This is a genomic window from Alcanivorax sp. DG881 (genome assembly GCF_000155615.1).
Taxonomy (GTDB): domain Bacteria; phylum Pseudomonadota; class Gammaproteobacteria; order Pseudomonadales; family Alcanivoracaceae; genus Alcanivorax.
This window is the reverse complement of record NZ_DS989915.1, coordinates 2,326,169-2,347,245: the sequence shown is the minus strand read 5'-3', so window position 1 is coordinate 2,347,245 and position 21,077 is coordinate 2,326,169. Positions and strand designations below refer to the sequence as shown.

The following is a 21,077-nucleotide window of genomic DNA, read 5'->3' as shown; positions in this document are numbered from 1 at the left end:
CTAACCCGGCGAGCCGGGCTTACTTATTCAGGTCCCGTTCATAACTCAAGCGCTTGGCCGCATCCAGCGTCAACATCTGCATAAACGCCTTGGTTTCCGTATCCGCTCCTGTGGGCGTGCCATTGCTGCCACCACCAAACACATACTGCGGCACTTTGCGCTGCGCAAAGGCTTCTGCCCAGATCTTCTGAATCTGGATTTCGGCATCCAGCTTCTGGGCCAGGGCGTTATCCGCGCGCAGAATTTCCCGCTTCTGGTAAGCTTCTGCATCGGCCAGGGTGCGACGTGTCTCCGCTTCTACCCGCGCTTTCTCCAGATTGATTTCTGCAGTCTGTTTTTCAATTTCCGCCTGTTCCTTAAGCTTTTGTGCCTTGGTAATCGCCAGCTGCTTTTCGGTTTCCGCTTCCGTGGTGCGCTGAATCTGGTCTACCTTGGCTTCCGCCTGGCGCTCAGCCACTTCCCGCTCACCACGGGCAATGGCCAGCAGCCGCTGTTCTTCTTCCTGCACCCGTTGCTCGCGGGCGATGGCCCGGTCTGCAGAGGCTTTCTGCTTGAGCTGCATGCGTTCCACGAAGCGCTGGTTGGGATCCATCTGGGTCACCCGGGCTTCCACTACGGTGACACCGTAATCAATAAAACGCTGGGACTTCCGCCGGGGCACGCCGGTATCGTCGAGCATCTTGCGTACCACGAAGACCACCTTGGCATCGTCGCCGTAGTCTTGTTGCTCGGTGCCCATGGCCACGTTGGCACTGCCTTTGATTTCACCCACGCGTTTCTGGCTGATTTCTTCACGGCGGACAATGTAGATGCCATTGATCATCTGGTTTTCGAACTCGGTATTGAATTCGGTACGCCCGCCGGAGTAATACTCTTCGGCGCTCATCAATGACGCATTGGCTTGCAGGGTTTCCTTGAACGCAGGGATCAGTGCCGTGCGTAGTAGATTCGCTGGCGTACGGTACTCATGGGCCAGGTGCAGAAAGCTTTCCTGATCGGTGGGAATGGTAAAGCGCACCGTGGCCTGGGCATTGGCATCCACCTGGTCCAGGAACATGATGTTCTGCGGTGGCAGGGCCGCCGACGTTTCCGAGTTCTCCACTTCCACGTAATCCAGGGTTTCACTGCCACCCCGCACCGCCTGCACGGTCAGGGCGCGTTTCCAGGAATTCCAGCGGCCGAAAAGAAAGAACTGATAACCCACATCCGACACCACCTTTTCCTGCCCGGTGATGGTACGCACGTGATACACGTAACCCGGTTCCGCGTAGAAAATGGATTTGTTGGCAACAATAAGCAGCGCCAGAATGCTGATAACCCCAACCGCAACGCGCCCTAACGGCATTGCCCCCTTCAATTTTTCCGTAATCATGATGCCCCCAGTCTCATTTTTAGAAGGGCATATTTTACGGCGCGATTTCAATAACGGTAGTGGCCAATGTCTTACATTTCGAAAACTCGCACAGGGTCCCGATTCAGTCTTTTCCCCACATGCGTGGCAGCACATTAATCTGCCCGGATTGCTTGCGGTGCAGCAGGGCCATACCGATATGGCCAACGATCATGGCCAGCAGCACCCAACCCAGCACACCGTGAAGCAGGTTACCCGGTTCCACCATCCAGGCTATCTTGTCGCCGTCGAAACCTGACATCAGTGGTAGCCCGAACGGCTCAAATGCACGGCCGGAGCCGTATTGACGCAGCAGGGCAAGGGCGGGAATCAACAGTAATAATCCATACAGTCCGGCGTGCCCCAATTTAGCCGCCAGGTTGATGGAAGGCGGGCGCCGACTCAGATTCACCAGCGCCCACCCCAACCGGATCACTGTCAATACAATCAAAATCAAGCCAAGGGGTTTGTGCGTTGGCCAGAAAAACGATTCAAACGCCGTGTCTTCGAATCCGTAATGCGCCAACGCAGAGAGAAACTGCCAGATTAACAACAGCGCCATACTCCAGTGCAGCAACCGAGTGAAGCTACCGTAACGCTTGGGGGAATCGTTCAAAGACATGGACCTCTCCTGTTAGGTGGCGCAAGGGCTGCCTGGGGATGTTCGTGTAAAGGCTATAACCATGGCAGGGAAATGTGCAGACAATATGGATCTAGACACGGTTTGGGAGAAGAATCGAAGCGCAGGCCGACCCGATGTCGACCTGCTCTTATGGTCTTGTCCCGTCAGACTACCGGAACAGCAAAGTGGATCATCACATGCACCTGGAGCTCGCCGACCAGGAACCCCAGCAGCGCCCCCACGGTAATCAGAATCCATTCATCCTGCTGGAATGCCGGGCGCAGTAACCCTTCAAATTCTTCCTCGGTGAGTTCCTGCATTTTTTCCACCATCAGGTTTTTCAGGTCCATGGCTTCTTCCGCATACGCCTCCATGTGGCTGAGGGTTTCCGGCAAATGCTGCATGACCTTTTCCGACACCGAGCGTTTCATTTCCTGATATTTGGTGCTGCCAACAGCAAAGACGACCAATGGCTTGGCGAACCCTGACTGTTCATCCAGGGTTCGCTGCACCTGCTTTTGCACCAGGCCGAACAGACGGTCCGACATGGGGCCCTTGAGAATGGCTTCGATCACCGCTGCCGGGGTAACGATTTCACTGGCGACCAGCTCCCCGTAACGGGCAGCAACCTGTTTGCGCCGCTTGAGGAACAACCCCTGCCATTCGAACAGGCCCAGATAGCGCACCGGCTGTTTGGGGTTAAAGATCATTTTCAGCGCCAGCCAGTCGGTGAACCAGCCGGTGAACAACCCGAACAGGGGAATCACCCAGATATTATGAGTAAAGGCCCATACCACCGCCTGAATGATGCCGATGGCAAAACCGAAATAGATGCCGGAATTACGGATGAACTTGAATTCCACATGGCCGGCTTCCAGAAACACCCGGTTGAGCAATTCCTTGTCGCGCACCAACGCATTGATCACCAGATCCTTGAGGTCAAACACCCGGGTAATATTGCTTTTGATGTCCTCCATGATCTGCTCGACCATGTGGGGTGCTTCATTCTGGATCCGCTGGATGATCAGCCGTTTCACTGATTCCGGTGCCGCTTCCCACAGGCCCGGCTGATATTCCGCCGCCACTTCCCGGGTGATGTCTTCCACTGATCGGATCAGCGGATCACGAATTTCCTCCGCCACCCGGTGAGGATCCAGCTTGTTGAACACGTCCTCCGGTTTCAGCAACCGTTCCATCATCAAATCGCAGGCAATGCTGGCCATGGTGGCCGCCTTGCTGGGCACGATGCCCTGCCAGCCAAAAAAAGGACGCCAGCCGACAAACTTCAGTGGCTTGAACATCATCTTGATGGCCACCACCTTGGTGCCATAGCCAATCGCCGCTGCCACAAACGGCATGGAAAGATACAGTATCCAGTTAGCCTGCAAGTCGGCCAGAATCAAATCCAGATCGGTAATCACGGGCTACTCCTCAACGTCCGCAGGGATGGTCATCAACGCCCACAGCTGACGACCCAATGGACTGATTCGCAGGGTTTCCCGGCGGGTGGACAGTTTTGGCAGGTGGGTTTTCAGCTCGGCTTCCGCTGAGCGGAAACCGCTATCGCCTTCGCACAGCTCGTAATCCGTGCGCAGGGATTCGGTGAACGCGCTGGCAATCACCAGGCCCTGGGCAAACAACCGGCTCAGGTACAGGGCAATAAAGTCATTGCACTGAATCCCGGCGGCCCGGCCCACGTTGGAATAACGATGCAGCACTTCGCCACGGGAGAAACGCCCACCGCTTTGTACCGTCAGCAGGGGAAAGGCACTGCCGTCAGAAAGCGCAGCCAGCAACCGTGCCTCATCTGCGGTGAGCTGCTCCAGCTGGCGCTGCAACAACATGGCCTGGGCCTGGGAAACACTTTGCTCCATGGACACATCCAGCAACTCGTGCAGGCTGTGCGGCGGGCCTTCCAGCTCACCGGGCTCATTGAGCGATTCCAGGCGATGCTTCAAGCCGTGAAGCAGCTCCTGCTCCACCTCGTGGTAACGGGCGTCTGCCCGTTGTACCGGAGGCAGCTGCAACAACAGCTGCTGGATTCGCGTCCGCAGCGAAGCGGGCGAGAGGGGGGAGTCAGACACATTCGTTCCCTGTTGTTATTGTCGTTGTGGGCGCCACTTGGCTTACGTTCCATCCATACCCGCAAAGGATACACAGCGCCCTTTATTATTGAGTGTCCGGTCTTTTTAACCGACTGCAAGTTACTGTGCGTATGTTTTACGCAACCGACCTGCCCGCCAGGCTGAATCAGGGGCGCTCGCGCAGGGCCAGCACCCGCTCACGCAGATCACTGGCCTGCACGTCCTGGGGAGGCACACCGGTGCCAACGGCCAGTTTGATACGCGACCAGAAACGGCGGGGCAGACGGGTCAGGGCCTTGCCGCCCTTATGGCTGAAAAAGCTCCCCCACAACCCCGACAGGGCCATGGGGATCACTGGCACCGGGCTGTCATTGACAATTTTCTCAATACCGGCGCGGAATTCATCGATCTCACCGTCTTCGGTCAACCGCCCTTCCGGAAAGATACAGACCACTTCCCCAGCGGCCAATTCTTCCCGGATACGCTCAAACGCCTGCTGATAAATCTCCGGATTACGGGTCTTGGAATCAATCGGGATGGTCTTGCCGGTGCGGAAAATATAATTGAGCAATGGCATGTCATAGATCGGTTTAAACATGACAAACCGGACCGGGCGGCGAATGGCACCCCCCAGCAACAGGGCATCCACATAACTGACGTGGTTGCAGACCAGCATGCAGGGGCCTTCATCGGGAATATTGTCCATGCCCGTGTGTTTTACCCGGTACATGGTGTGGGTGAGCATCCACACCAGCAAGCGGATCAGGAATTCCGGTACCACGGTGTAAATGTAGGAGGCCACCAGAATATTGGTCAGCGCCAGGGCCAGGAAAAACTGTGGCACAGTCAGTTCCAGCAACCCGATCAGCACAATCCCTGCCACCGCTGACAACACCATCAGCAGGGCATTGAGAATATTGTTGGCGGCGATGATCCGTGACAGGTGTTTGGGGTTGGCCCGGTGCTGGATAAAGGCAAACAGCGGCACGATATAGAAACCGCCGAACACCCCGATACCAAGCAGGTCCATCAACACCCGGTAACCACCGGCCTGCTGCAGGAAACTGGCAATGCCGATGGTGTTACCCGTTACCTGCCCCATGCCTGCCAACCCGGCATAGGAGAAGAACAAATCGATACCGAACACACTCAGGCCAATGGACCCCAACGGCACCAGCCCCAGCTCTACCCGTTTGCCGGAGAGTTTTTCACACAGGAATGAACCCAAACCAATCCCCACGGAAAAGGTACCCAGAAGCAGAGCGTACAAACCATCGGTGCCGAACAGGTAATCGTCCACATAGACCTTGAGCTGGGTGGTATAGGCCGCGCCCATGAACCAGAACCAGGAAATTGCCAACACACACATCCATACGGATTTCACTTCCCGTGCATAGCCGACGATGTGCCAGGTTTCTTTCCACAAATTCCAGTTGATCTTGATTGACGCATCCGCAGCCGGGGCGGCAGGAATGCCTCTGGCGGCCAAATACCCCAGAACCGCCAATCCCACCACTGTCATGGCAACGACGCCATCACCCACGCCATCCATCTTCAGCAGCACGCCGGAAATGGAGCCCAGCAGGATCGCCAGGAAGGTGCCCATTTCTACCAACGCATTACCGGATACCAGCTCCTTGTCGGTCAGGTGCTGGGGGATAATCGAATATTTAATCGGCCCGAAAAAGGTGGATTGCAGGCCCATGCAAAACAGCACGGCCAACAGGAAATAGACGCCATCAAAAAAGAAACCCACTGCGGCAGCAGACATGATGAACACTTCCACCATCTTGATCTTGCGCACCAGGGTGGCCTTGTCGTACTTGTCTGCCACTTGCCCGGCCAGTGCGGAAAACAAAAAGAACGGCACAATAAACAGTGCCAGCGCGACATTATTCAGGGTGTTAACACTGACCGTGCTAACCACACCGGAAGCAATCAGCAGAATCAGCGCCTGACGAAATACGTTGTCGTTGAAAGCCCCCAAAAACTGGGTAAAGAAAAACGGCCCAAAACGCCGTGAAGCCAATAATGAAAACAACCCTTTCTGCATTTTTTCGCCCTTGGTTTTGTTCGGGTTTGAGTTCAACGTTCAAAGTTTAAAAGCGCGATCCTGATTGTCAGATTCTGGAAAGCTCTGCCCGCGCCATTACCCATGAACGCGGGCACCACATTTGCCGTAATGTAGAACATCGTTCGCGTTGCAACTTTGAACTTTCAACTCTCCCTCGCCCAGCTTTTCAGATAGTTTTCCAGCAACGAATCCAGCATGGCCTGTTCATCCACATCACCGGCCACTTCCAGTTTGTTTTCTGCCGCCAGTACCGCGATACCATGGACACTGCTCCACAGGGTTCGGGCTGCCAGATGGATCGCCTCGGTGGACTGCTGGTCTGCCATCCGGGCCATTTGCTGTTCTACCCGCTCAAACAATTGCGCCGTGCGCTGCTGATACCAGGGCGGCACCGGCGCCGCATGTTGCATACGGTGCATAAAGACCATCTGCCACAGAGCGGTTTGCGTGCGCGCCAGGGACAGGTAGGCGCTAGCCATCTGATGCAAGGCCCGGGAGGGGGCCAGATCCGCTGATGCCTTCATGTCCGCCAACAAGGTGTCGAGGGTGGCCGCATTGGCGTGCAGGATCAGGTCATCCAGATTGGCGAAGACGTGATAGAGCATGCCCGGGGTATAGCGTATTTTTTCAGCCACCTTGCGAACACTGAGTTTGGCCAGTCCATGCTCCGCGACCAGCTCACGCACGGCATCGATTGCCAGGGCCTGTAATTCTTCACGGCTATGTTGGTTTCGGCGTGCCATGTTAATGCTCAATAGTCGTTGTTGTTTCAGTGGCTGCCCAGGCAAGCAACGACGATACGATAGCCCGGCAAAGGCATGTCGTAACGCCGCTCTTGCCCGCGCGCCTTTATTCCCGGCTCAGGCGTTGCAGAATCTCCTTGGCCCGCTCACTGCGGCTGTCACCGATACCGGCTTCTGCCATGCGCTGGTCCAGGCTGTCACCCGGGAATGAGCCGGGCTGATCGCGACAATGGATCTCACTTTGCCACAACCACCGGCATTCTTCCTGCCGTTGTTGAATCTGTAGCAATGTCTGCTGGCTGTCGGTCAGACGTTGTGCCAAACCCCGCCCCTGTTGCTGGCGCGCCTCAGCCTGACCGAACAAGGCTTCCTGGGTACGGGCCATGGACTGTTCATGGCGCAAGCTTCTCAGCTGCTCTGCGGCCTGTTGAATAAAGCGCTGGAATTCATTTTCCTGTTGGCCCAGTGACACCCCTTGTTGTTCCAGGCGAGCGTGCTGTGCTTCCAATTCTGCCAACCGCTGACCAATGTCCAGTGCCAGGCCCTCTTCCTCATGGGCCATTGCCTGCCGGGCACCCGCTTCGTAGTGTTCTTGCTGGCGCGTTAACTGTTCGCTTCGCTCACGGTTTCGTTTCTGTTCCGCTTTCAAGCGCGCCAGCTGGCGGCGTGCATCCCGTAGCGCATGTTCGGTTTCGTATAATTGCTGATCCAGCAACAGCATGTCGTTAGCGTCGACAAGCCGTTCCATGCTGACGCGGGCCTGGCCACGCATCACCGTTTTCAGTTTGTTCCAGGCTGTACCCATTGTCGTTCTCCCTTTGTTCATTGGGCCTGTGGTTTTGCCTTGTCTGGCATCCGGCATCAGGCATCCAGCGTTCTATTCCGTATATTCCTTGAGCAACCGTTCGGTCTTGGCTTCACTGATCCGGTTAACCAGTCGGCGTGCCTCGTGATCATCACGCAGGGTTTTTGCCAGGGTGATGGTGGAACCCACCACAAACATGCTGCCCATCACCAGGTACCCCTTGATCCACAGGTCCGTGGGCAACCACACAATGCCCAGAATCATCAGGCCCAGGCTGATGCCAAAAGCGGCTTTGACATAAAACAACCAGCCACCGGAATGTCTCTGAATCGCGCTCTCGTCCATGGGTTTTCCTCTCAGTCGTTATTGTTTGTTTAACGGCGTTCAATTAACCACAACAACTAAACACCGTTCAATAAAGCGACTGTTACCGGGTATGACACAAGGTGTTCAAGAAGATGGCAGTGGCGGGGCGCCCGGACGACGGCCAATCGGGCGGGCGGGGTTGCCGGCAACGATGGTCCAGGGCGGCACATCACGGGTAACCACCGCCCCCATGCCCACCACGGCATGGTCCCCCAGGGTAACGCCATCAACGATGCCCGCACGGGCGCCGATCCAGACGTCACTGCCAATGCGAATCCCCCGGGAACTCACAGGCTGCTCGCGCACCCGCCGGTCCGCATCCATGCCATGATTGAAAGCAAAGAGGGTGCAATAGGCGGCAATGCGGGTGTCATCACCAATGTCGATACCCGCCGCGCCTCCTTCCAGGCTCACATGGTGGTTGAGGCTGACACGCTGACCCAGTCGAACAGGGCCGTGAATGACGCAATCAGCAGCGATCAGGCAGTCATCTCCCACGATAATATCGCGACCCGGCTCGGCGAACAGAGCCGCCTGGGGCGCCACAAAGCAATTTTCACCAAGGTGGACTGTCTCCAACGCCATCAACCGTTGCTGGATCCCCTGTTGCCAGGGTTCAGCCCAGGCCCGGTGCTTTGGCTTCAATCGCCCGTACAGCCAGGGCATGTAGGCAAGGCGCTGTTTGTGCTGTTGGCGGTAATCGTCGTCGGTCATAAAAGCAGGAGCGAGTTGAACGTTTAAAGTTGAAAAGCGCGAGTCAGGTCATTGGGCCCTGAAAGCCCGTGCCCGCGCAACCGCTGATACCCTAACCGCGGTGAAAATCGTTTTATCGACGATAAGGCCTTGTCCGCGTTTAAACTTTGAACTTTAAACTTTCCACTCAATGAAGTGTTTAGCCGCCTCCGCCCATGCAGTAGCATGCCCGGCAACAACAAGGAGAACACCGTGAAGAAACTACTTCCTCTTGCTCTGGGCCTGGCGCTGGCAGGCTGTCAGCACATGGAATCGGCCATGCCCTGGATCAACATGGGTAATCAGATGGCCAAGAATGCCGGTTACAACACCGATGAAAAGCTGGCCGCCGGTATTAAGGAAGCCCTGATCAAGGGAACGGATGTGGCCGCCAACCAGCTGTCGCAGGAAGGGGCCATGAACCTGAAGCTCCCCAAGGCTGCCGATCCGGTGACCGATACGTTGCGTAAATTTGGCCTTGGCAGTTACGTGGATCAGTTGGAAACGGCCATGAATCGCGGGGCAGAAAAGGCGGTGGCCTCCGGCGCACCGGTATTCAAGAACGCCATCAATGCCATGAGTGTGGATGACGCCCTGGGGATCATTCAGGGGGGCGATACGGCGGCGACCCAGTATTTCCGCGGAGAGACCGAAAACAGCCTGCGTCAGCGCTTCCAGCCGATTGTGGAAGAGAACCTGCGCAAGACCGGATTCTACGACCAGTATCAGACATTGCTTGGCGCCTACGATAAGTTACCGCTTACTAACAAGCCCAATCTGGACCTGGAAAGTTACGTCATCGACAACAGCATGGACCAGCTCTATACCCGCATCGGCCAGCAGGAAACCCTGATTCGCCAGAACCCCATGCAGCAGGGTAGTGCGCTGATCGGCGCGGTGTTCGGTTCAGGCCAGGGCGGGTAAAACAGGGTTTTCGGCAGGAGCGTAGCGCAGCGGAGCAACGACCGAAGGTCGGCCCATAGGGTGAGCGTAGCGAATAACGTCGCTGGTGGCGCGATCAAGACAGTATCGAGTTGCGAGCAGCGAGTTTCGAAAGTCAAAACCCGAAAGCCGGGACAGCCAGGTTTTCGCTTCTCGCTCCTCGTGACTCGTACCCCGGTTATCCCTACGCCACCTGCGCCAGGGTGAGCTGGGCGAAGCGCGCGAGGATGGCGCTGGCATCGTGGCATTCACGTACCTCCTGCAGATGCGCATCCACCTGCTGCTGGCTCAGGCTGTCGCCACTCAAGGCCTGCAGGTAGGCGCGCATCACATCGGCACTGAATTCCGGGTGGAACTGCACCCCCCATGCCCGCTCGCCATAGCGGAAGGCCTGACAGGCATCATGCACGTTACTGGCCAGCACGGTGCAGCCTGGCGGCGAAGTAAGCACTGACTGTTTATGCACCACTTGCGCCCACGGGTGACCCACCATGGCGCCCAGCAACGGATCCTGATACCCCGCCGGGGTGAACCGTAACGGCACCGTGCCCATTTCCATCCCCAGCGGATTATCCGCAACCTCTCCGCCCAGGGCCTGGGCCAGCAACTGGTGGCCAAAACACAGACCCAGCACGGGTAACTGCGGGGTGCTGTGTAGCGTGGCAAACAGCCAGTGCGCCAGCTGCCGCATCCACGGCTGTGCTTCAGTCACCATGGCATGGGAGCCAGTAATCACCACCCCCGCCAGCGATGCCGGAGCAGGCAGCGGACGCTCATCGGTGGCATCCACCTTTATGACCGGCAATGACAGGCCCAGTCCCTGGGCAATCCAGTCATCGAAATCACCGTAATGCTCGCGAATTTGCGGGTAGGTGTGTCCGGTTTGAATAATGGCTATCGGCTTGTGATTGTTCATAACACTCTCCTTGTGAGGACAACCTCAGCAAGGGGTGTACCAACTTTTCAGAAGCTATGAACCTCAGTTGTAGGAGAGTCTACAGCGGCTTCGAAACAGCTCGGGCAGCAGCCTCCCGCAGAAACAGGTTTAGCCGCTACATGAGATCCCGATACCGCGGGCAGCTGGTAAGGTGGTCGTTGACCATGCCGGTGGCCTGCATGAAAGCATAGACGATGGTGGGTCCGACAAATTTGAAGCCGCGTTTTTTCAGGGCCTTGCTCATGGCCTCGGCCACCGGGGTGGTGGCCGGTACCTCCTTGAGGCTGCGGAAGTGGTTGATCTGCGGGCTGCCGTCGACAAAATCCCAGAGGAAATCACTCAAGGTCAGGCCCTCATCACGCAGGGTCAGGTACGCCTGGGCGTTGCCGATGGTCGCCGCCACTTTCAGGCGGTTGCGGATAATCCCCGGGTCGGCCAGTAACGCGGCCACCTTGGCCTCGTCATAACGCGCCACCTTCTCGGCATCGAAGCCATCGAACACCTGCCGGTAATGTTCCCGTTTACGCAGCACCGTAATCCAGCTCAATCCGGCCTGGGCGCCCTCCAGATTCAGGCACTCGAACAGGCTCCGGTCGTCATGGTCCGGCACGCCCCACTCGTGGTCGTGGTAGTGCTGGTAGAGCGGATCATCCCCGCACCAGGGGCAACGGTCGTTCATGATGGTGTTTTCTCCTCGACGGTGGACTGTGGATCGGTACACCGCGCATCCATGGCGGCTTCATAATCGGCCAGGGTGTGGCCGGGCAGATGAGGATAACGATCCCCCAGGGTCTGCAGAATCACGATACGGTCCACCCGGAAATGGCGAAACGCTTTGCGCAATTCACACCAGCCCACCAGCGTCCAGCAGTGGCCCCAGAAATACAGCCCCAACGGCCAGATGATCCGTTTGCTGAACTGCTCCTGAACGTCACGATAATGCACCCGCACCTTGCTGCGTTCGCGAATGGCCCGCTGTAGCGGATCCAGCAACGCCCCGAGCATGCGCCGTTCCGGCAAGGCCGGGGCTGACACTGGTGAGGCCAGCGCGCGCAGGTGGCTGGGCACCGCCATGGCCAGCTTTTCCTGCACCGCACGCAGGGCCTCGGCCTGGCGTTGACCGGCCCAGCCCTGGGCCATGGACAGACCGGTCAGCAGGGCCTGCCATTCTTCCACGCTGAACATCAACGGCGGCAGCTGATAGCCTTCCAGCAGGGCGTAGCCTTTTCCCGCCTGGGAATACAGCGGCACGCCGCTGGCCGACAAATGGTCCACATCCCGGTAAATGGTGCGCTCGGACACCTGCAGCCGCTCGGCCAGCGCCTGGGCGGTGGTCCACTGGCTGGCCCCGATGACCTGCACGATCTGAAACAGGCGCTCTGCTCGACGCATGATCCTTCCCTGTAGTTAACCTGACGCGGCACTTATCTTCCGCCGTTCCCGATCCGCATTCTAGCGCCAAGCTACTGACACCGTGCTGTCAGTATCCTGCCGGGGCCGCCACCGGTATCACCGACCGGGCGGGGCCGGTATACTTGGCGCCTTTCGCGGCAATCCCTCGCGATAAATTGTCATTATCAGGTACCGGAACACCATTACCGAATAACAGGATTCACCATGGCGGAACAACCGCAAACGGATATTTTGACTTTTCAGGGCCTGATTCTGGCCCTGCAACAATACTGGGCGGAGCAGGGCTGTGTCGTTGTGCAGCCACTGGATATGGAAGTGGGCGCGGGCACCTTTCACCCCTCCACCTTTCTGCGCGCCATCGGCCCGGAAAACTGGAACAGTGCCTATGTGCAGCCGTCTCGCCGGCCCACCGATGGCCGCTACGGGGAAAACCCCAACCGGCTGCAGCACTATTACCAGTTCCAGGTGGTATTGAAGCCATCGCCGGACAATATCCAGGAGCTGTATCTGGGGTCGCTGCGTATGCTCGGCTTTGATCCGCTGGTGCACGATATCCGCTTTGTGGAAGACAACTGGGAATCGCCCACGCTGGGCGCCTGGGGCCTGGGCTGGGAAGTCTGGCTCAACGGCATGGAAGTCACCCAGTTCACCTATTTCCAGCAGGTGGGCGGCATCGACTGCTATCCGGTCACCGGGGAAATCACCTACGGCCTGGAGCGCCTGGCCATGTACATCCAGGGCGTGGATTCGGTCTACGACCTGGTGTGGTCCGACGGCCCCTTCGGCAAGGTCAGCTACGGCGATGTGTTCCTGCAAAACGAAGTGGAGATGTCCACCTTCAACTTTGAACACGCCAATGTGGATGAGCTGTTCAAGCAGTTCGATTTGTTCGAGGGCGAGTCCACCAAGCTGATCGCAGCGGGCCTGCCATTGCCTGCCTACGAATACGTCCTGAAAGCCTCCCACACCTTTAACCTGCTGGATGCCCGCAAGGCCATTTCGGTCACCGAACGGCAGCGCTTTATTTTGCGTGTGCGCACCCTGGCCCGGGCCGTGGCCCAGGCCTATTTCGACAAGCGCCGTTCACTGGGCTTCCCCATGGCGGATGACACCATTCGTGAAGAAGTGATGGCAGAGCTGCAAAAGCAGGATGACAAGGCCGCCAAGCAGGCCCAGAAAGACGGCCAAAAGAAAAAGGGGAAGCAATAATGTCCCGGGATTTGCTGATTGAACTGGGCACCGAAGAGCTGCCCCCGAAAGCGCTGGCATCACTGAGTGCCGCGCTCACCGACGAATTTGTTCGCCAACTGGATGAGGCCGGCCTCAACCACGGTAACGTGGAACGCTTTGCCGCCCCTCGCCGTCTGGCCCTGCTGGTGCGCGACCTGGACGAGAAACAGGCCGATCGCGATATCGAGCGCCAGGGCCCCGCCGTGCAGGCAGCCTTCGACAGCGACCGCAACCCGACCAAGGCCGCCCAGGGTTTTGCCGCTTCACTGGGCCTCACCGTGGACCAGCTGGGCCGTCAGGACACCGGCAAGGGCGAGCGCCTGGTGGCGCAGATTACCGAGAAGGGGAAAAGCGCCGCCGAACTGGTTCCGGCCTTTTTCACCCAGGCCATCCAGAAACTGCCAATCCCCAAGCGTATGCGCTGGGGCAAGCGCAAGGTGCAGTTTGTGCGCCCGGCCCACTGGCTGGTGGCGCTGTTTGGTGACGAGGTGATTCCCTTCGAGTTGCTGGATCTGCAATCCGGCCGCACCAGCTATGGCCACCGTTTCCATGCTCCGGGCGCTATCGACCTGGCGACCGCTGGCGAGTATGCCCAGCGCATCGAACAAGACGGCCACGTCCTCGCTGACTTTGATCGCCGTAAAGCCATGATCGAAGAGCAGACCCTGGCGGCTGGTAAAAAAGCAGGCGGTGTCGCCCAGATCGACCCGGACCTGCTCAACGAAGTCACCGCTCTGGTGGAATGGCCCGAAGCGCTAATGGGCAGCTTCGATGACGACTTCCTCCGGGTTCCCCAGGAAGCGTTGATCAGTGCCATGGAAGAGCACCAAAAATACTTCTCGGTGCTGGATGCTGACGGCAAGCTGATGCCGCGCTTTATTACCATCAGCAATATCCAGTCCAAGGATCCCCAACAGGTGATCCACGGCAACGAGAAAGTGATTCGCCCACGCCTGGCCGATGCCGCTTTCTTCTACGACAACGATTGCAAACGCACCCTGGCCCAGCACGCCGAAGGGCTGGCCAATGTGGTATTTCAGCAACAGCTGGGCACCGTGGCCGACAAGTGCCAACGCATCGGCAGCCTGGCCGCCGTGATTGCCGGGCAAATCGGTGGTAACGCAGACAACGCCAAGCTGGCCGGCGAACTGAGCAAGGCCGATCTGAACAGCGAAATGGTCGGCGAGTTCGACACCATGCAGGGCATCATGGGCTTCTACCTGGCCCAGCGCGAAGGCCAGCCAGACGACGTGGCCAAGGCCCTGTACGAGCAATACCTGCCGCGCTTTGCCGGCGACACCTTGCCGCAGAGCAAAACCGGCATGGCGGTTTCCCTGGCCGACAAGATCGATACCCTGGTGGGCATCTTCGGTATCGGCCAGAAACCCAGCGGTACCAAGGACCCCTACGCGCTGCGTCGCGCCACCCTCGGCGTGCTGCGCATCATTATTGAAAATGAACTGGCCCTGGATCTGCGTGAACTGCTGGACCAGGCCGCCGCCCAACTGGGCGAGCGCATCGATGCCAATCAGGTGGAAGACGCCTTCGACTTTATCAAGGGTCGCTATCGCGCCATCTACCAGGAACAGGGCATTGCCACACCGGTGATTCTCTCGGTGCTGGCCATCGACGAGGCCTGTCGCAAACCACTGGATTTCGACCGTCGAGTAAAAGCCGTGGCCGCCTTCCAGCAACGCGAAGAAGCCCAGGCGCTGGCTGCCGCCAACAAGCGGGTATCCAATATTCTCGCCAAGCTGGACAGCGCACCGCCGGAAGAAATTGACGGCGCCCTGCTGGAAGACGAGGCTGAACAAACGCTCACCAACATGGTAGTGGCCGCGTTCGAACAGTCCTATGAACTGCTGGAAGCCGGCGACTACGCCAGCGTGCTGGAAATGCTGGCAGACCTGCGCGAGCCGGTGGATGCCTTCTTTGATACCGTCATGGTGATGGCGGAGGATGAAGCGGTGCGCAATAACCGACTGGCGCTGCTGGCATTCCTGCGTGACCTGTTCCTGAACGTGGCGGATATCAGTTTGTTGCAGGAATAAGAGACGCAACACGCCCGACGCTTCATGCAACACGCTAAATCAAAGGCCGCTTAATCAGCGGCCTTTGTGTATATCACCGTAGCGTCGCTAACCTAACGTTTGGCATCGCGCCGCCAGCGACGCTCCTACGGTAAAGAAAGGGATCTTCATCCATGAACAAACTCATCATTCTGGATCGCGACGGGGTCATCAACGAGGACTCCGATGCCTACATCAAGACCGTGGACGAGTGGATTCCCATCCCCGGCAGCATCGAGGCCATCGCCCGGTTGAGCAAGGCGGGGTATACCGTCACGGTGGCGACCAACCAGTCCGGCATTGGCCGTGGCTATTATGATGTGGCCACCCTGGATGCCATGCACGCGCGCCTGCGTGAGTTGGTGGCGGAGCAGGGCGGTGCACTGGGCAAGATCGTCTATTGTCCCCACGGGCCCGATGACGGCTGTGATTGTCGCAAGCCGCTGCCAGGCCTGATCGACCAGATTGTTACCGAGTATGGCGATGTCACCGGTGCCCCCCTGATTGGTGATAGCCTTAGGGATCTTGAAGCGGGAGTCGCTCGCCATTGCACACCGGTACTGGTGCGAACCGGCAAAGGGAACCAGACCCTGGAAAAAGGTCTGCCTGAATCCCTGGGCCCGGTTGCCATTTACGACTCACTGGCTGACTTTGTTGATCACACCTTGAAGGATTAGGCATGACCCAGCACGCGCCACCGTCGCTGTCGATCAAGGTCCGCAGCGCGCTGTTTTTCGTGCTGTACAACCTTGCCGGTATTTTCCACAGTTTCCTCTGTGTCCTGATTGGCCCCTTCCTGCCACTTCACGCCCGCCACCGGTTTATCAACCTGTGGACCCGTTTTGCCATGTGGCTGGACCAGCACCTGAATCGCATCACCGTGAAGATAGAAGGGCAGGAACATCTGACGGACGATCCCTGCGTTATTCTGGCCAACCACCAAAGCAGCTGGGAAACCTTTTACCTGCAGGTACTGATCAGCCCGCAGGCCACGGTGCTGAAACGGGAACTGCTGTGGATACCATTCTTTGGCTGGGGGCTGGCACTGCTTAATCCCATTCGTATTAACCGCAGCGATGGCAAGGCCGCGTTAAAATCGGTGCTGTCCCAGGGTAAGCAGCGTCTCAAACGTGGACTGCGTGTGGTGATTTTCCCGGAAGGCTCCCGACAAGCCCCAGGTACCCATGGCAAGTTCAACCACGGTGGCAGCATGCTGGCTACGCAGGCCGGGGTGCCTGTCATTGCGCTAACCCATAACAGTGGTGATTGCTGGCCCCGCAAAACCTGGGTGCGTTACCCCGGCACGATCACACTGCGTATCAGCCCTCCCATCGACACGCACAATAAAAAAGCCAAGCAAGTCAGCGCTGAAGCCCAACAGTGGATTATGGAGCATTACCCCGGTTAACAGCCGGTGCGTGTTATCCACAAAAATGGCAGGAAGGCGGTGATTTTATAATCACCGCGGTGAAAATATTATTCTTTGCCACCGTATTTTTTATTTTCCGCTCTGTGTTTAAGCCTCTATATTGCCAATGCTCATTAAAATAATTACAGTCTTTGCCGTTATTCAATGACCTAAAACAAGGGCACCTTAATGAGCATCAATCTTGACGAACTGTCTGTCGACGAGCTGGAAAAACTGATCAAGCAGGCAGAGTCTGCGCTCGACAAAAAGCGTAAGGCCGAATTGAAAAATGCCCAGGCAGTACTGGAAAAAATGGCCAAGGATCTGGGTGTCGATCCCCAGGACCTGCTGAAAAATGCTGCCGACAAGAAGAAAACCACACGCAAAAAAGCCGCCAAGAAAAAAACCGGTGTTCGCCGTCCGGCCAAAGTAAAGTTCCGCGACCCGAACAACAGCAGCAACACCTGGACCGGCCGCGGCAAACGCCCGCTGTGGTTGCAGGATGCCCTGAGCAAAGGCGCCAATCTGGACGATTTTTTGGTGTAATTTACGCCAAACGCCTAGAGCCTGAAGCTCAACGCTAGAAGCAAATAAAAAAGCGAACCCAATGGGTTCGCTTTTTTTGTTTTAACATCCGGCGTCAGGCACTCGACATCTGGCGTTCAGACATCCAGGTTGGATACCTGCAGCGCATTGGACTCGATGAACTGGCGGCGTGGGTCCACGTCGTCGCCCATCAGGCAGGTAAAGATCTGGTCTGCCGCGATGGCATCTTCGATGGTTACCTGCAGCATACGGCGGCTTTCCGGGTCCATGGTGGTTTCCCACAGCTGGTCCGCGTTCATCTCACCCAGCCCCTTATAACGCTGGAAACTGGTACCACGGCGCGCCTGCACCATCAGCCAGTCCAGGGCTTCGGCAAAGTGGCGAATAGGCCGCTGCGACTCACCACGCTGGATGTAGGCATCCTCTGCCAGCAAGCCTTCCAGGGTTTCCCCCAAGGCCTTGATCTTCTGATAGTCCGGGGACTGCAGAAAATCCAGAGTGACACGATATTCGCGGGGTACACCGTGAGCGAGTACTTGCACACGTGGCAAGTACAGGCCTCGCTCTTCATCACGCTGGGCGGTAATCGTAAACGCCTGGGTCGCATCGGTGATGGCATCCACGCGCTTGCCCAGAGTCTCGCACCACTGCGCCATGGCGGCTTCGTCTTTCAGCGAGGCTTCATTGAGTGACGGCATGTAGATCATCTGCTCCAGCACTTCTTCCGGGAAGACCCGGGACTGACGGTCGACAATCTTCATGACACCGCGGTACTCGGCGATCAACTTGGCCAGCGGCTCACCACTGATCGGTGGCGCATCATCACCCGGGTACAGGCCGGTTTTGTCCAGCGCCAGAGTAGTGAGGTATTCCTCCATGGCCGGATCGTCTTTCAGATAGGTTTCCTGCTTGCCCTTTTTCACCTTGTAGAGCGGCGGCTGGGCAATGTAGATGTAACCACGCTCAATCAGCTCCGGCAGCTGACGGAAGAAGAAGGTGAGCAGCAGGGTGCGGATGTGCGAACCATCCACGTCCGCATCGGTCATGATGATGATGCGGTGATAACGCAGTTTGTCGATATTGTATTCGTCGCGGCCAATGCCACAGCCCAGCGCGGTGATCAGGGTGCCCACTTCCTGAGAAGACAACATCTTGTCGAAACGGGCTTTTTCCACGTTCAGAATTTTACCCTTGAGCGGCAGAATCGCCTGATTCTTGCGATCCCGACCCTGTTTGGCCGAGCCCCCCGCAGAATCACCCTCCACAATATAGAGTTCGGAGAGCGCCGGGTCTTTCTGCTGGCAGTCCGCCAGCTTTCCGGGCAGGCCAGCGATATCCAGGGCCCCTTTGCGCCGCGTCATTTCACGGGCTTTACGGGCGGCATCGCGGGCGCGGGCCGCATCGATGATTTTTTGTACAATACTGCGCGCTTCGCCCGGGTTTTCCAGCAGGTAATCCTGGAAAAGATCGCCCATGGTCTGCTCCACCGCACTTTTCACCTCGGAGGAGACCAGCTTGTCCTTGGTCTGGCTGGAAAACTTGGGATCCGGTACTTTCACCGAAATCACCGCCGTCAGGCCTTCCCGTGCATCATCCCCCGACGGGTTGGCTTTTTCCTTTTTCAGGAAGCCTTCCTTGTCCATATAGCTGTTCAGGGTACGGGTCAGCGCCGCCCGGAAACCGGCCAGGTGCGTGCCGCCATCGCGCTGGGGAATATTGTTGGTAAAGCAGAAAATGTTTTCCTGATAGGAATCATTCCACTGCATGGCCACTTCCACCGCAATACCGTCTTCCTCCCGCTCAAAATTGAAGTGGAAGACCTGGTTGAGGGCGGTTTTGTTGGTATTCAGGTAGCTGACAAAAGCACTCAGCCCGCCCTCATACTCGAACACATCTTCATCGCCGCTGCGCTCATCCATCAGGTGGATACGCACCCCGGAGTTCAGAAAGCTCAGCTCACGCAGCCGCTTGGCGAGGATATCGTAGTGGAACTTGATATTGCTGAAGGTTTCCGGGGAAGGGCGGAAATGCACAGCGGTACCGCTGGAATCCGTCGTTCCCACCACTTCCAGGGGGTTGGCGGGCACACCGTGGTGATAAATCTGCTCGTGAACCTGACCATTACGGCGAATTGTCAGCTTCAATTCTTCCGACAGGGCGTTCACCACCGACACGCCCACACCGTGCAGGCCACCGGACACCTTGTAGGTGTTGTCGTCGAACTTACCGCCGGCGTGCAGCACCGTCATGATCACTTCGGCAGCGCTCACGCCTTCTTCTTCGTGCAGCTCGGTAGGAATACCACGGCCATTATCCTGGATGGACATGGATTCATCCGGGTGGATAACCACTTTGATCTCGGAGCAAAACCCGGCAAGCGCTTCATCGATGGAGTTATCCACGACCTCAAACACCATATGATGCAGGCCCGTGCCATCATCTGTATCACCGATATACATGCCGGGACGTTTACGTACGGCATCCAATCCTTTCAGCACCTTGATGCTGGATGAATCGTAATTTTTCTCCGCCATGGTATTTCCTTATTTGCTCTCGGTGAGGGGTCGCAGCTTGCCATGTTCCACGTGGAACATTTTGCTCTCAACCGCCTGTAATGCGTTATTGTCATTAACGATGGCTGCCCATTGGGGCATATCCAACGCTGTGATCAATGTCTGGTGGCCTGTTGTGGCCAGATAACCCAGCAACTGATTGCGGTGCTCTTCATCCAGCTCCGCGGCCAGATCATCCACCAGCAAGGTACACACCTTCCCGGCCTGACTAATTAACGGTAGCTGGGCCAACACCATGCCATAGGCCACCAATTTGGCCTGCCCGCGAGATAAACGGTCACGAGCCACAACGCCGTGGCTTTCAATACGAATGTCACTGCGATGAAATCCAGCCTGGCTGAATCCCCGCCGCAGATCATCCGTCTGCAGGCGATCCAGCGCTTGCCCGTAGGACTCATCCTTCTGCAGCCCTGTTTGCAGCCTGAGCCGTATTTTCAGCTCGGGAGCCAGTACCACCAGGACTTCATCCAAACCGCGCTGTAGCGCAGCCAGATAGCTTCTGCGTAACCCTTCGATTCTATCAGAAGTCTGCGCCAGTTGCTGATTCCAAAAGCCCAGTTCTCTCTGACTCGGACGACCGGTGCGCAGCAGGGCATTGCGCTGCTTAAGAGCCGCCGACCCCGCTCGCCACACAGGCATAAATTGATGTTCCACGTGGAACATTCCCCAGTCCATAAAGCGACGCCGCAGTTGCGAGGAGCCGAACACGAGCTCCACAGACGTGGGGTGTAGCGCCAATACCGGCAGCAGCGCAGCCACCTCGCTCAGCGCTTTGGGGGTCTGGCCATCCAGTTTGATTGCATCAATTCCGCCCGGGGTGCGACGCACCCCAAGCCGGTGCAATTCCTCAGCGGCTAAAACCTCCGCATACAACGTGGCGGCTTCCGCACCATCGCGCACCAGGCGCGACAAACGACCGCCCCGAAACGAACGACCGCCACTGCCGATAAAGTAAATGGCTTCAAGAAGACTGGTCTTGCCGCTGCCATTATCCCCCAGGATCACATTCAGGGACGGGGACAAATCCACCTCTGCGCTGCCGTAATTACGGAAATCGCTCAATTGAAGGCGGCTAAGCATCAGGGGAACAACAGCAAGGGAAAAGGAGAGGGGACAACAACGGCGGGGTGGCCATCGCGGCCA

At 57.5% G+C, this 21,077-nt stretch carries 20 protein-coding genes; 6 read left to right on the top strand and 14 right to left on the bottom strand.

Annotated features, from left to right (window positions below):
• Positions 1-19: 19 nt before the first annotated feature.
• The 9 genes from ADG881_RS10600 to ADG881_RS10560 all read right to left on the bottom strand — a co-directional run bounded on the left by ADG881_RS10600 (position 20) and on the right by ADG881_RS10560 (position 8,798).
• Positions 20-1,372, bottom strand: a complete 1,353-nt coding sequence (locus ADG881_RS10600) for an SPFH domain-containing protein (RefSeq protein ID WP_007150065.1) — start codon at positions 1,370-1,372, stop codon at positions 20-22.
• A gap of 103 nt (positions 1,373-1,475) precedes the next feature.
• Positions 1,476-2,012 carry a cytochrome b gene (locus tag ADG881_RS10595; RefSeq protein WP_039926608.1) on the bottom strand — a complete coding sequence of 179 codons (537 nt, stop codon included), beginning with the start codon at positions 2,010-2,012 and terminating at the stop codon, positions 1,476-1,478.
• Between the two features lie 164 nt (positions 2,013-2,176).
• Positions 2,177-3,433, bottom strand: coding sequence for a hypothetical protein (locus ADG881_RS10590; protein ID WP_007148562.1), 1,257 nt, complete (start codon positions 3,431-3,433; stop codon positions 2,177-2,179).
• Positions 3,434-3,436: 3 nt separating this feature from the next.
• Entirely contained in the window at positions 3,437-4,096 is a 660-nt protein-coding gene (locus ADG881_RS10585) for a DUF4393 domain-containing protein (protein ID WP_232211720.1), read from the bottom strand.
• 166 nt (positions 4,097-4,262) lie between these two features.
• A complete protein-coding gene (locus ADG881_RS10580; protein WP_039927381.1) occupies positions 4,263-6,149 on the bottom strand; it encodes an MFS transporter in 1,887 nt (628 codons plus the stop codon).
• Positions 6,150-6,313: 164 nt separating this feature from the next.
• On the bottom strand, positions 6,314-6,913 hold the full coding sequence (locus ADG881_RS10575; RefSeq protein WP_007149083.1) for a TetR/AcrR family transcriptional regulator: 600 nt from the start codon (positions 6,911-6,913) through the stop codon (positions 6,314-6,316).
• 106 nt (positions 6,914-7,019) lie between these two features.
• Positions 7,020-7,718: a PspA/IM30 family protein gene (locus ADG881_RS10570; RefSeq protein WP_007148575.1), complete on the bottom strand. Its 699-nt coding sequence runs from the start codon at positions 7,716-7,718 to the stop codon at positions 7,020-7,022.
• Positions 7,719-7,790: 72 nt separating this feature from the next.
• Positions 7,791-8,063 carry a YiaA/YiaB family inner membrane protein gene (locus tag ADG881_RS10565; RefSeq protein ID WP_007149258.1) on the bottom strand — a complete coding sequence of 91 codons (273 nt, stop codon included), beginning with the start codon at positions 8,061-8,063 and terminating at the stop codon, positions 7,791-7,793.
• A gap of 105 nt (positions 8,064-8,168) precedes the next feature.
• Positions 8,169-8,798: a DapH/DapD/GlmU-related protein gene (locus ADG881_RS10560; protein WP_007148370.1), complete on the bottom strand. Its 630-nt coding sequence runs from the start codon at positions 8,796-8,798 to the stop codon at positions 8,169-8,171.
• Positions 8,799-9,029: 231 nt separating this feature from the next.
• Between ADG881_RS10560 and ADG881_RS10555 the strand changes: the two genes are divergently transcribed.
• Complete coding sequence (locus ADG881_RS10555; RefSeq protein ID WP_156790390.1) at positions 9,030-9,740, top strand: DUF4197 domain-containing protein; 711 nt, start codon at positions 9,030-9,032, stop codon at positions 9,738-9,740.
• A gap of 202 nt (positions 9,741-9,942) precedes the next feature.
• On the opposite strand, the gene ADG881_RS10550 is transcribed toward ADG881_RS10555, so the two are convergent.
• The 3 genes from ADG881_RS10550 to ADG881_RS10540 all read right to left on the bottom strand — a co-directional run bounded on the left by ADG881_RS10550 (position 9,943) and on the right by ADG881_RS10540 (position 12,087).
• Positions 9,943-10,674, bottom strand: a complete 732-nt coding sequence (locus ADG881_RS10550; protein ID WP_007149567.1) for a glutamine amidotransferase — start codon at positions 10,672-10,674, stop codon at positions 9,943-9,945.
• 136 nt (positions 10,675-10,810) lie between these two features.
• On the bottom strand, positions 10,811-11,374 hold the full coding sequence (locus tag ADG881_RS10545; protein WP_007150220.1) for a DNA-3-methyladenine glycosylase I: 564 nt from the start codon (positions 11,372-11,374) through the stop codon (positions 10,811-10,813).
• Complete coding sequence (locus ADG881_RS10540) at positions 11,371-12,087, bottom strand: YafY family protein (protein WP_007149703.1); 717 nt, start codon at positions 12,085-12,087, stop codon at positions 11,371-11,373. The genes ADG881_RS10545 and ADG881_RS10540 overlap by 4 nt, the downstream gene beginning before the upstream one ends.
• A gap of 225 nt (positions 12,088-12,312) precedes the next feature.
• Here ADG881_RS10540 and glyQ point away from each other — a divergent pair, with 225 nt between their 5' ends.
• From glyQ to ADG881_RS10515, 5 genes are all read left to right on the top strand, one after another.
• A complete protein-coding gene (gene glyQ, locus ADG881_RS10535) occupies positions 12,313-13,317 on the top strand; it encodes a glycine--tRNA ligase subunit alpha (protein WP_007150609.1) in 1,005 nt (334 codons plus the stop codon).
• Positions 13,317-15,389 carry a glycine--tRNA ligase subunit beta gene (glyS, locus tag ADG881_RS10530; RefSeq protein WP_007149971.1) on the top strand — a complete coding sequence of 691 codons (2,073 nt, stop codon included), beginning with the start codon at positions 13,317-13,319 and terminating at the stop codon, positions 15,387-15,389. The genes glyQ and glyS overlap by 1 nt, the downstream gene beginning before the upstream one ends.
• A 152-nt stretch (positions 15,390-15,541) precedes the next feature.
• Positions 15,542-16,084: a D-glycero-beta-D-manno-heptose 1,7-bisphosphate 7-phosphatase gene (gmhB, locus tag ADG881_RS10525; protein ID WP_007150797.1), complete on the top strand. Its 543-nt coding sequence runs from the start codon at positions 15,542-15,544 to the stop codon at positions 16,082-16,084.
• A 2-nt stretch (positions 16,085-16,086) separates the two neighbouring features.
• On the top strand, positions 16,087-16,815 hold the full coding sequence (locus ADG881_RS10520) for a 1-acyl-sn-glycerol-3-phosphate acyltransferase (protein WP_007148963.1): 729 nt from the start codon (positions 16,087-16,089) through the stop codon (positions 16,813-16,815).
• A gap of 189 nt (positions 16,816-17,004) precedes the next feature.
• The gene (locus ADG881_RS10515; protein ID WP_007150019.1) at positions 17,005-17,361 is read left to right on the top strand and encodes an H-NS family nucleoid-associated regulatory protein; all 357 of its coding nucleotides are present in this window, start codon (positions 17,005-17,007) and stop codon (positions 17,359-17,361) included.
• Between the two features lie 116 nt (positions 17,362-17,477).
• On the opposite strand, the gene gyrB is transcribed toward ADG881_RS10515, so the two are convergent.
• The gene (gyrB, locus tag ADG881_RS10510) at positions 17,478-19,895 is read right to left on the bottom strand and encodes a DNA topoisomerase (ATP-hydrolyzing) subunit B (protein WP_007150837.1); all 2,418 of its coding nucleotides are present in this window, start codon (positions 19,893-19,895) and stop codon (positions 17,478-17,480) included.
• 9 nt (positions 19,896-19,904) lie between these two features.
• Positions 19,905-21,014: a DNA replication/repair protein RecF gene (gene recF / locus ADG881_RS10505; protein WP_007151545.1), complete on the bottom strand. Its 1,110-nt coding sequence runs from the start codon at positions 21,012-21,014 to the stop codon at positions 19,905-19,907.
• Between the last annotated feature and the right edge of the window lie 63 nt (positions 21,015-21,077).

Bases quoted from the DNA above. Each gene is read 5' to 3' on its own strand.
- ADG881_RS10600 (WP_007150065.1), bottom strand. From the start codon at position 1,372: ATGATTACGGAAAAATTGAAGGGGGCAATGCCGTTAGGGCGCGTTGCG.
- ADG881_RS10595 (WP_039926608.1), bottom strand. From the start codon at position 2,012: ATGTCTTTGAACGATTCCCCCAAGCGTTACGGTAGCTTCACTCGGTTG.
- ADG881_RS10580 (WP_039927381.1), bottom strand. From the start codon at position 6,149: ATGCAGAAAGGGTTGTTTTCATTATTGGCTTCACGGCGTTTTGGGCCG.
- ADG881_RS10575 (WP_007149083.1), bottom strand. From the start codon at position 6,913: ATGGCACGCCGAAACCAACATAGCCGTGAAGAATTACAGGCCCTGGCA.
- ADG881_RS10570 (WP_007148575.1), bottom strand. From the start codon at position 7,718: ATGGGTACAGCCTGGAACAAACTGAAAACGGTGATGCGTGGCCAGGCC.
- ADG881_RS10565 (WP_007149258.1), bottom strand. From the start codon at position 8,063: ATGGACGAGAGCGCGATTCAGAGACATTCCGGTGGCTGGTTGTTTTAT.
- ADG881_RS10560 (WP_007148370.1), bottom strand. From the start codon at position 8,798: ATGACCGACGACGATTACCGCCAACAGCACAAACAGCGCCTTGCCTAC.
- ADG881_RS10550 (WP_007149567.1), bottom strand. From the start codon at position 10,674: ATGAACAATCACAAGCCGATAGCCATTATTCAAACCGGACACACCTAC.
- ADG881_RS10545 (WP_007150220.1), bottom strand. From the start codon at position 11,374: ATGAACGACCGTTGCCCCTGGTGCGGGGATGATCCGCTCTACCAGCAC.
- ADG881_RS10540 (WP_007149703.1), bottom strand. From the start codon at position 12,087: ATGCGTCGAGCAGAGCGCCTGTTTCAGATCGTGCAGGTCATCGGGGCC.
- glyQ (WP_007150609.1), top strand. From the start codon at position 12,313: ATGGCGGAACAACCGCAAACGGATATTTTGACTTTTCAGGGCCTGATT.
- glyS (WP_007149971.1), top strand. From the start codon at position 13,317: ATGTCCCGGGATTTGCTGATTGAACTGGGCACCGAAGAGCTGCCCCCG.
- gmhB (WP_007150797.1), top strand. From the start codon at position 15,542: ATGAACAAACTCATCATTCTGGATCGCGACGGGGTCATCAACGAGGAC.
- ADG881_RS10520 (WP_007148963.1), top strand. From the start codon at position 16,087: ATGACCCAGCACGCGCCACCGTCGCTGTCGATCAAGGTCCGCAGCGCG.
- ADG881_RS10515 (WP_007150019.1), top strand. From the start codon at position 17,005: ATGAGCATCAATCTTGACGAACTGTCTGTCGACGAGCTGGAAAAACTG.
- gyrB (WP_007150837.1), bottom strand. From the start codon at position 19,895: ATGGCGGAGAAAAATTACGATTCATCCAGCATCAAGGTGCTGAAAGGA.
- recF (WP_007151545.1), bottom strand. From the start codon at position 21,014: ATGCTTAGCCGCCTTCAATTGAGCGATTTCCGTAATTACGGCAGCGCA.